The following is a 10,379-nucleotide window of genomic DNA, read 5'->3' on the forward strand; positions in this document are numbered from 1 at the left end:
ATAATTCATTTAATAATAAAAGGAAAAATTAAGTGCTAAATTATATTTGGGCAGGAATGATTATATTGTCAGTGCTTTATGGAATGGCAACAGGCAGGATGGAACAGGTAGGAAATGGAGCAATAGAATCCACAAAAGAGGCTGTGAGTATGTGCATTACAATGCTTGGAATTATGAGCATGTGGATGGGATTTATGAACGTGGCTTCTAAAAGTGGAATGATAAAAAAACTGGAAAAAATACTTGAACCGATTATTATGTGGCTGTTTCCGGGTCTGCCTCATAACCATAATGCAAGAGAACCGATAGTAACTAATATAATTGCAAATATATTAGGCTTGGGATGGGCGGCAACACCGGCAGGACTAAAAGCAATGGAGGCATTGGCAGAAAATCCATTAGAACAGAGTGGATACGTATTAAGTGAAAATAAATCAGAGATAAAGAGGCAAAGAAAAAGAAAGTGTACATTTCCAAAGCATATTGCAACTGATGAAATGTGCACTTTTTTAGTATTAAATATTTCTTCACTTCAAATTATTCCTGTAAACATTATTGCGTATAGAAGTCAATATGGTGCAGTAAATCCGTCAGCAGTTGTGCTTCCGGCAATTATTGCAACAAGTTTCAGCACAGGAGCAGGGATATTGTGGTGTAAAATAATGAGTAGAGAGTAATGTCAATCGTTTGACATAACTAATTGATTATTATAAAATTAGTTGATTAATTATACATGGAGGAAATGACAATGAGAAATACAGTAAAAAAAGCAATGGCGATAGCAATTGCAGTCTCAATGACAACAAGTATTGCAACAGTAGGTTATAACAAGATTCAGGCACAGGAAACAAATAAAACAGTAACTTTTTCAGTAGAAAAGTTTACAATTGGACAGGGTTATGTAGTTGAGCCTGTAAGCGTTGAAGTTAGTGACGATATGACAATATCTGATGTATTTGAGAAAGTAATGAATGAAAAAGAAATTAAATATACAGGTTCAAAAGACTATGGATATTTATATTTGCAAAGCATAGAGAATGCTGATACAGGAATTATTGACATACCGGAAGAAATAGCAAAAATGCCTTCTTATGAAAGTTCATATGAGTATGAAGGAGAAACTTATACAACATCATATTCAGCTCCGTCAAATGAAAAAAATGATGGTAATACACAGCCAAACAATGGTTTAGGAGAATATTCATATAATAGTATGGCTGGATGGATGATTTCTGTAAACGGAGATAATGATAATGGAAATCTTACACCGGCAGATATTGTAAAAGATGGTGATGTAATCAGATATCAGTTTTCAGTATATGGATGGGGAGCAGATGTTGGATTAAGCAATTATGCAGGAATGGAACCATTAAAGGTTGCCGATAAAACAACTCTGACAAAAGAATTAGCAAAAATTAATAAAAATAAAGCAGTATGGATGAATAATGAAAATGTTAAAACTGCGTATGAAAATGCAATTAAAGTTGCAACAAAATTGATGGCAACTCAGGATGAAGTTGATGAGGTGGTTGCAGAATTGAAGAAAGCTGAAAACGAAACAACTACAGTGCAGGATGCGACAACAGTGCAACCTACAACAACAATTCAGCCTACAACAGCAGTGCAACCTACAACAACAATTCAGCCTATAACAACAGAAATACAGACATTAGGAAAAGCAACTGTAAACTCAGTAAAGAAAGTAAAAGCAGGAAAAGCAAAAATTTCAATTAAGAAAATTGCAGGTGCAGAAGGATATCAGTACAAATACTCTTCAACAAAGAATTTCAAAAAAGGAACAGTAATTGTAAAGACTACTAAAAAGAATGTTTTAATAACAAAGAAATTTAAGAAAAATCAGAAATGCTACGTTAAAGTAAGAGCTTACAAAACAGTAAATAAAGTAAGGGTTTATGGAAAATGGAGCAAAGTTAAATCAGTAAAAATTAAGTAATAAATATTTATATTAAACAAGAGGAAACACATGAAAAAATTATTAGCAACAATTGCAATATTCTTTATGTGTGTCTCAACTTCAGTTATGGGAAGTCAGACACCGTCAAAGGATGATATAGAAAACACAATAAATAAAATTTCATATTATCAGATGAATACGGTAAAGAATCCGACGTATGGAAGCGTAGGCGGAGAATGGACGGTGTTTGGACTTGCCAGATGTGGAAATATTAAAGATGAATATATAGAAAAATATGTAAGCAATGTATCAAAAACAGTTGCAGATAACAAAGGAATTTTATCAACAAGAAAATATACCGAATATGCAAGAACAATTATTGCATTAACTGCTATTCAAAAAAATCCTCAGAATTTTTCGGGATACAATTTATTACAGCCTCTTGCAACATTTGAAAATATAATGATACAAGGTGTAAATGGAGCTGCTTACACACTTATGGCTTTTGATTGTGGCAATTATGAAATTCCGGACGCAACGACAGGAAAACAGACAACAAGAAATAAGTTAATTGATTTCTTAGTAAAACAACAACTGAACAATGGCGGATGGAATTATATGGGGACAGAAGCAGATGTTGATGTGACTGCCATGGTTATTCAGGCACTTGCTCCATACTATAATGAAAAACAAAATGTAAAAGAAAGCATTGATAAAGGACTTGCAATTCTTAGCACTTTACAGAAATCTGATGGGGCATATGGAAATACAAGTGACTCAAACTGTGAAAGTACAGCACAGGTTTTAACTGCATTATCTGAAATGAGAATAAAAATTGATGATAGCAGATTTGTGAAAAACGGCAAAACCGTATATGACGGTTTAATGACATTTTATAAAGATAATGGTGCTTTTTGCCATACGAAGGGAAAAGGCGCAAATCAAATGTCTACAGACCAGGCAATGTATGCAATAACAGCTTATTACAGAAGTATATCAGGAATGAACAGACTCTATGATATGAGTGATGGAATTATTAAAATAGAAAATACAAAGGTAGAAACAACTAAGGCAGATAATAAAGAAGAAACAAAAAGTAGTGCGTCTGATAAAAATAAGAATGATGCAAATAACAACGATAAAAACAATTCCACAAGTAAAAACACAAAAAGGAATGCATCATCAAATTCAAAAAATAATAGTAAATCAAATGGAAATACGTTAAATAATAGCGATGATAACGACAATAGAGAAAATAATGATTCTAAGAATAGAAAAGATAATAATGTAGAAACGGAAGAAAATACTAATACTACAGATAACTTAGAAAATGCTACAGATGTTTTAGAAAAAAATGATGAAGAAAATAAGATAGCTACAGACAATAATATAGAAGAAACAGAAAATAAAAATTCAGTTAATAATAAAGAAAATGTTACTAAAGAAACAAAACACAAAAATAGAAGACCTTATATTATACTGATTTTTGGAATATGTTGTGGTATAGCCGGAAAATTTGGATATGATATTTATAAATATAAGAAGAAAAGAGTGACAAATAAAGATGAACAAAACTAATTTGAGAAAATTAAGCATATGTATAATTACAATACTTATGACATTTTCCTTGTGGGGCTGTGGAAATAGTAAAAGTGTAAAATCTGAAAAGGCAACACAAAAATGTACTTTGTATGTGACTTGTATAAATGCAATAAATAGTGACAAATTACAGGATAATATACGAAAAGTACAACCAAAAGATGGCGTGATATATGAGACAAAGGAAGTTAAATTTACAGAAGGGGAATCCTGCTTTGATATTTTAGAGAGAGAATTAAAAAATGCAGGGATATTGATAGAAAGTAGCATAACTCCGGCAACAAAAAGTGTATATATAGAAGGGATTAACAATTTATACGAATTTGACTGTGGAAAACAGTCAGGTTGGATGTATACTGTAAATGGAGATGTACCAAATGTAAGTTGCAGTGAGTACAAGATTAAAGAAAATGATGAAATAAAATTTCAATATACATGTAATTTAGGAGAGGATATAGAAAAGAAATGAGAGAAGAATTCGGAAGATTTCACCCGGTAGTAAATATATTATTTTACGCATTTATATTGGGAATTACTATGTTTGTGAATCATCCGATTATGCTATTCATTTCTTTTTTATTTGCCACGGTTTATTTTGTAATTGTATACAAAAACAAAAAAATAAAAAAGTTAACAGGGTTATTAGGCTTGTTTATTTTTGCAGGGCTGATAAACCCTCTTTTTTCTCATAGAGGAATGACGGTGCTATTCTTTTTGCCAACAGGAAATGCAGTCACTTTGGAATCTATTATATATGGAATGTTTGCAGCAGGAATTTTAGTTACGGTAATGATTTGGATTTTTACATTTCAAAAAATAGTAACGGAAGATAAAATTATGGCTGTATTTGGGAAGATAGTACCTACGCTTGCTTTAATTTTTTCAATGGTATTAAAATTTGTACCGGCATTTGTGGCTCATGCAAAAGAAACTTCGGATGTAAATAGAGTTATGGCAGTTGCAAATGGAAGTGATATTAACAAAATGAATTTTATTCGAAAAGTAAAAATGCAGGTGAAAAATTTCTCAATTACAGCAACATGGGCATTGGAAAATTCAGTGGATACGGCTGATTCGATGGCATCAAGAGGCTACGGAGTAAAGAGAAGGACAAATTTTAATAATTATAAATTAACATTAAGGGACATAATCGCCTTGATATGGATTATATTTTTGGGCGGAATTGTAGTTTTAGGGTGTATATTTGGATGTGTCAAAACACACTACTATCCGATGCTTTATATAGAAGAAAATAAGTATGCAACGTTGGTTTACATAACATATTCAGCACTTTGCGCAACACCAATTTTAATAAATATTATGGAGGAGATAAGATGGCTCAGATTGAAATCAAAAATTTAACATTTAAATATGCTATGGCAGATTCTTCATGTTTAAAAAATGTTTCATTAAATATAGAAAATGGTGATTTTGTTGTTGTATGTGGAAAATCAGGCTGTGGAAAGACGACATTGCTCAGATGTTTAAAAAGTGTACTTACTCCAAATGGAGACAAAGCTGGGGAAGTCTTATTTGAAAATAAAAAAATTGAAGAAGTTGATGAAAGAACTCAGGCAATGAAAATTGGATTTGTAATGCAGAATCCTCAACAGCAGATTGTAACGGACAAAGTATGGCATGAGCTTGCATTTGGTTTGGAAAACATGGGAATGGCAAGAGAAGAAATAGGGGCAAGAATTGGCGAGACAGCAGAATATTTTGGAATAGCAAAATTATATGAAAGGACGACAAACAGCCTTTCAGGCGGACAAAAACAGTTACTTAATCTGGCGGCAGTTATGACAATGCAGCCTAAAGTAATAATTTTAGACGAACCTACAGCTCAGTTAGACCCTATAGCGGCAGAAAAATTTATTCAGATGTTACATAAAATAAATGATGAACTTGGAACTACGGTTATTATTTCTGAACATAGACTAGACCAGTTGTTACCTGTTTGCAGTAAAGCCGTAGTTATGAAAAATGGAGAAATTTTAGCTGATGACAATAGTTATAAAGTCGCAGATAAACTTTATAATACAGAAGAATTTCAATTTATGCCTATACCGGCTCAAATTTATAAAGAGATTGGAGAATTATCTGAAAATATTCCACTTACAGTAGGTCAGGGAAGAAAATGGATTGAGAATTATGTAAACCAAAATCAGATAATAAAAGAAAATATAGCAAAACAAAATAGATTAATCAACTTAGAGTATGAGAATAAAGATAAAAATAAATCTGCGAAAGACATTGCAATCAGTGGAAAAAACATATGGTTCAGATATGAACGTGATGGAGCAGATATAATTAAGGGGATTAGTGTTAATATAGAAAATGAGCAGATTTACTGCATATTAGGAGGAAACGGTGCAGGAAAATCAACATTAATCAAAATATTGTGTGGAATATTGAAGCAATATAGAGGACAAGTAAAAATAAATGGCAAAATTGTGTACATGCCACAGAATGTCCAGACAATGTTCCTTCATGACACGGTTATAGATGAGGTTGATGGAAATAAAGATATTTTAACAAAACTAAATCTGGATAAATATGAAAAAACACATCCATATGATTTGAGTGGAGGCGAGCAGCAAAAGCTTGCAATGGCAAAGGTGTTGTTGTGTAATCCTGATATTTTACTTTTAGATGAACCAACAAAAGGAATTGATGTAATTTATAAAAAAGAAATGGGAAAAATAATTCTTGATTTAAAAAAACAGGGAAAGACGATTGTAATAGTAAGTCATGACGTGGAATTTTGTGCAGAATATGGAGACAGATGTGCTATGTTTTTCCAAGGAAAAATTATTTCAGAAAGCAGTATAAGAGAAATGATTTGCACAAACAGATTTTACACAACAGTTTCTCATAAAATGGCAGGAGAATTAATTGAAAAAGCAATTACAAAGGAGGAAGTGGTATGGTCAATGACAGCCGGTTCTATTACGGAGTAGGTTTATTAATTATACTTATTTCATTTGTTGTATTTGCGTTAGGATTTGAAAAAAGAAAACCGAGGGCAAGAGAAATAGTAATGCTTGTGTGCATGATTAGTTTTGCAGTTATCGGAAGAGTTATTTTTTACATGACTCCACAGGTAAAACCTTGCGCTGCAATTATAATTATTACAGGAATTGCATTAGGTAAGAAGGCAGGATTTTTAACAGGAGCCATGACGGCATTTGTGTCAAATTTTTTTATGGGTCAGGGTCCCTGGACACCATGGCAAATGGTAGCATTTGGACTTTTAGGATATATTTTTGGGATTGCATACAGTAAAAGGAATGTGGGAAGTTATATTCCTAAGAAGCAAAAAAATTTTATTTGTTTTATGGGGATGCTTGCAACAATAGTTGTTTATGGTGTTATTATGGATACGGCAACAGTTCTTATGTCTACAGACAGTCCAAGTGTTCAGGCTTTTATAACAGCTTATACTGCAGGATTTATTATGAATGTAATACATGGTATATCAACTTTTATATTTTTATGGTTTATGTTAATTCCGATGCTAAAAAAGATTGATAGAGTTAACATTAAATACGGAATGTATGTAAAATAAGTAGCAAAAAGTATTTATAAAAAACGAGTAAAAATAACACAAAAACAAGTAAAATAAATATGATTGACATTTGTAAACAAAGTGTTAAAATAAACGTGGTGCGAAGATGTACATAGTGATACTTCGCACTATATTTTTGTTTCGTATATAAGAAACTAATGAGAAAAGAGGTAGGAAAAATGGATTACAAATTTCTTTTAGACATAGCTATTATTCTAGCTAGTACAAAGATTCTTGGTCTCTTCACAAAGAAAGTTAATATGCCACAGGTTGTTGGTGCTCTTTTGGCCGGTGTTATTTTAGGACCTGCATGTGTAGGAGTGTTAACAGAAACAGACATGATACAGAATATGGCAGAATTAGGTGTAATTGTTCTTATGTTCTGTGCAGGTATGGAAACTGACATTGAAGAACTTAAACGAAGTGGAAAAGCTTCATTTGTAATAGCACTTTTAGGTGTTATAGTTCCTTTAGTTGTTGGTGGTGGTGTTGCATATTTATTCATTAATAATGGATATATTGATACATCAGATGTTACAAGTTCAGTATTTTTACAGTCAGTATTTATTGGTGTAATTTTAACAGCAACTTCTGTAAGTATTACAGTTGAAACTTTAAAAGAATTAGGTAAATTAAAAACTAAATCAGGAAATGCAATTCTTGGAGCTGCCATTATCGATGATATTTTAGGTATCATAGCTCTTACAATTGTAACAAGCTTAGCTGACACATCAGTAAATATTGCAGTTGTTTTATTTAAGATAGTATTATTCTTCGTATTTTGCGGAGTTGTCGGAGTTATTGTTTATTATGCATTTAAGAAATGGTGTGAAATTAGTGGTAAAGGAATGCACAGACATGCAATTATTGCATTCGTTATCTGCCTTGTAATGGCATTTTGTGCAGAACATTTCTTTGGAGTTGCAGATATTACAGGTGCATTCTTCGCAGGCTTAATTATATCAATGACTCAGAAAGATCAGTTCATCGCATCAAAATTTGATGTATTATCATATTTGCTTTTAAGCCCAATTTTCTTTGCAAGTATCGGTCTTAAGGTTGAACTTCCAAAGATGGGACCTGCAATCATTGCATTTGCAGCAGTAATAACAATAGTTGCATTGTTAACAAAGATTATCGGTTGTGGACTTGGCGCAAAGGTTTGCGGATACAAGAATTATCAGGCACTTAGAATTGGTGTTGGTATGATTTCAAGAGGTGAAGTTGCCTTAATCGTAGCCAGCAAAGGTGCGGCAGTAGGTCTTATGAGTAACAATATTATGGGACCAATTATTATAGTCGTTGTTATTACAACAATCATTACACCTATTTTATTAAAACCTGTATTCAATAAGGAAATTATCCCTATTGAAGGAGAAGTATCACTTGCAGATAATTACAAGAAGATTGATGAATACAGAACAGGTGAAAAACAGGATAATTAAAATTGACATAATGGATTTTAATACATGAAATGTCATAGCTTAATCAAATGGTTAGGCTATGGCATTTTTTTTATGTAAAATTCATATTATTTATAAAAATAAAATGGCAGGTGCTAAGTGAATATTGCAACATTGTCTAATTACATAATTCCCATTTTAATATTAATAATAGTTTTATATGGATTAAAGAAAAAAACGAAAGTGTACATTGATTTTGTAGATGGGGCAAAAGATGGATTTGCGACAGTAATAAAAGTTATGCCGACTTTAATAGGGTTAATGGTGGCGGTAGGAATGCTTAGAGAGTCAGGAACAATGGACTTTTGTGGCAAACAGATTGGAAAAGTAACAAAATATATTGGATTTCCGGGAGAGTTAGTGCCGTTAAATATAGTAAAAATATTTTCGTCTTCGGCAGCAACAGGAATGCTTCTTGATGTTTATAAAAAATATGGAGTAGATTCATATATTGCAAATGTAGCTTCAATCATATTGAGTAGTACAGAAACGGTTTTTTACACGATGTCGGTTTATTTTATGACTGCAAAGGTAACAAAGACAAGATGGACTCTTCCGGGAGCATTATTTGCCACTCTTGCCGGAACAATTGCAAGTGTAATGGTAGCTAAATTAATGTAGCTGATAAATAATTTAACTAAACTTAGTGCAAAATTAATATTAGAGACAAGTTGAAATGAAAAAAATATAAAATTATAATGTAATAAATAGTGGTAGGACGAATAGTCTGTGTATATGAAATATAGTAATAAATTCGGAGGTGCATCTATGATTTATACGGTTACATTTAATCCTTCTATTGATTACATAGTAACAGTAGAAGATTTCAAAGAGGGATTTGTAAACAGAACATCTGAGGAGTTAATGTTCCCTGGTGGAAAAGGAATTAATGTTTCAATGGTACTTAGTAATCTTGGATTTGAAAATACAGCTTTAGGATTTTTGGCAGGATTTACAGGCGACAGTGTTCAGGGAATGCTTACAGCAAATGGTGTAAATGCTGACTTCATAAAAGTTAATGAAGGTATAACAAGAATAAATGTTAAAATCAGAGCTCAGAAAGAAAGTGAAATAAATGGTATGGGCCCTGGAATAAAACAGGACGATATTGATGCGTTATATGAGAAATTAGACAAAATTCAGGATGGGGATATTTTAGTTTTAGCAGGAAGTATACCATCAGTAATGCCTGAAACAATGTACAGTGATATTATGGAACACTTACAGGGAAAAGATATTAAGATAGTTGTTGATGCAACAAAAGATTTACTTGTTAATGTTTTAAAATACAAACCATTTCTTATTAAGCCAAACAATCATGAATTAGGTGAAATATATGGAGTTACATTAAATACAAGAGATGAAGTTGTGCCTTATGCAAAGAAAATGCAGGAAGCCGGAGCAAGAAATGTTTTAATTTCAATGGCAGGCGAAGGTGCAGTATTAGTTTCAGAAGATGGACAGGTTTACAAGAGTGAATGCCCAAAGGGAAAAGTTAAGAATTCTGTAGGAGCCGGTGATTCAATGGTAGCGGGATTTATCGCAGGCTATTTAGAAAGTGGCGAATACAAAGAGGCTCTTAGAAAGGGCTTGTTAACAGGAAGCGCAAGTGCATTTTCTGATAATCTTGCAACAAAACAAGAAGTAGAAGAATTAGGAAAGACATTCCAACTTTAAATTAAAATAAACCTACAAAACAGTCCGGCAGATTTTATGAGAGTGTGAAAGTTTTTCTGTAAATTAATATTTAAATATAATTAATAGGCCTTCTATGATAAAATTTATTATTATAGGAGGCCTTAATTATGGCAAGAGAAAGAAAAAAAGTACACAA

Annotated in this window: 10 protein-coding genes; all 10 read left to right on the forward strand. The window is 32.2% G+C overall.

Translation table 11 applies throughout. The annotated features are described in order from the left end of the window. Window positions 1-32: 32 nt before the first annotated feature. The 10 genes from N5B56_RS12980 (at window position 33) to pfkB (ending at window position 10,222) form a co-directional block, all read left to right on the forward strand. A complete protein-coding gene (locus N5B56_RS12980) occupies window positions 33-677 on the forward strand; it encodes a nucleoside recognition domain-containing protein (RefSeq protein WP_117910688.1) in 645 nt (214 codons plus the stop codon). 71 nt (window positions 678-748) lie between these two features. Beyond that, entirely contained in the window at window positions 749-1,954 is a 1,206-nt protein-coding gene (locus N5B56_RS12985) for a hypothetical protein (protein ID WP_260979138.1), read from the forward strand. A 30-nt stretch (window positions 1,955-1,984) separates the two neighbouring features. Next, a complete protein-coding gene (locus N5B56_RS12990; RefSeq protein WP_260979139.1) occupies window positions 1,985-3,493 on the forward strand; it encodes a prenyltransferase/squalene oxidase repeat-containing protein in 1,509 nt (502 codons plus the stop codon). Further along, window positions 3,480-3,983: a DUF4430 domain-containing protein gene (locus N5B56_RS12995; RefSeq protein ID WP_260979140.1), complete on the forward strand. Its 504-nt coding sequence runs from the start codon at window positions 3,480-3,482 to the stop codon at window positions 3,981-3,983. Before N5B56_RS12990 ends, N5B56_RS12995 begins: the two co-directional genes overlap by 14 nt. Continuing rightward, complete coding sequence (locus tag N5B56_RS13000; RefSeq protein WP_260979141.1) at window positions 3,980-4,876, forward strand: energy-coupling factor transporter transmembrane component T; 897 nt, start codon at window positions 3,980-3,982, stop codon at window positions 4,874-4,876. The genes N5B56_RS12995 and N5B56_RS13000 overlap by 4 nt, the downstream gene beginning before the upstream one ends. After that, complete coding sequence (locus N5B56_RS13005) at window positions 4,849-6,474, forward strand: ABC transporter ATP-binding protein (protein WP_260979142.1); 1,626 nt, start codon at window positions 4,849-4,851, stop codon at window positions 6,472-6,474. The genes N5B56_RS13000 and N5B56_RS13005 overlap by 28 nt, the downstream gene beginning before the upstream one ends. Then, window positions 6,441-7,082: an ECF transporter S component gene (locus N5B56_RS13010; protein WP_022089151.1), complete on the forward strand. Its 642-nt coding sequence runs from the start codon at window positions 6,441-6,443 to the stop codon at window positions 7,080-7,082. The genes N5B56_RS13005 and N5B56_RS13010 overlap by 34 nt, the downstream gene beginning before the upstream one ends. Before the next feature lie 179 nt (window positions 7,083-7,261). Beyond that, window positions 7,262-8,527 (forward strand): cation:proton antiporter, encoded by a 1,266-nt coding sequence (locus N5B56_RS13015; protein ID WP_117910694.1) that lies wholly within the window; start codon window positions 7,262-7,264, stop codon window positions 8,525-8,527. 117 nt (window positions 8,528-8,644) lie between these two features. Then, a complete protein-coding gene (locus tag N5B56_RS13020; protein ID WP_260979143.1) occupies window positions 8,645-9,166 on the forward strand; it encodes a spore maturation protein in 522 nt (173 codons plus the stop codon). Between the two features lie 147 nt (window positions 9,167-9,313). Beyond that, entirely contained in the window at window positions 9,314-10,222 is a 909-nt protein-coding gene (gene pfkB / locus N5B56_RS13025) for a 1-phosphofructokinase (RefSeq protein ID WP_022089154.1), read from the forward strand. The last annotated feature ends 157 nt before the right edge of the window (window positions 10,223-10,379 follow it).

Origin of the sequence: Eubacterium album (genome assembly GCF_025336545.1) — a bacterium.
GTDB lineage: Bacteria > Bacillota > Clostridia > Lachnospirales > Lachnospiraceae > Eubacterium_U > Eubacterium_U album.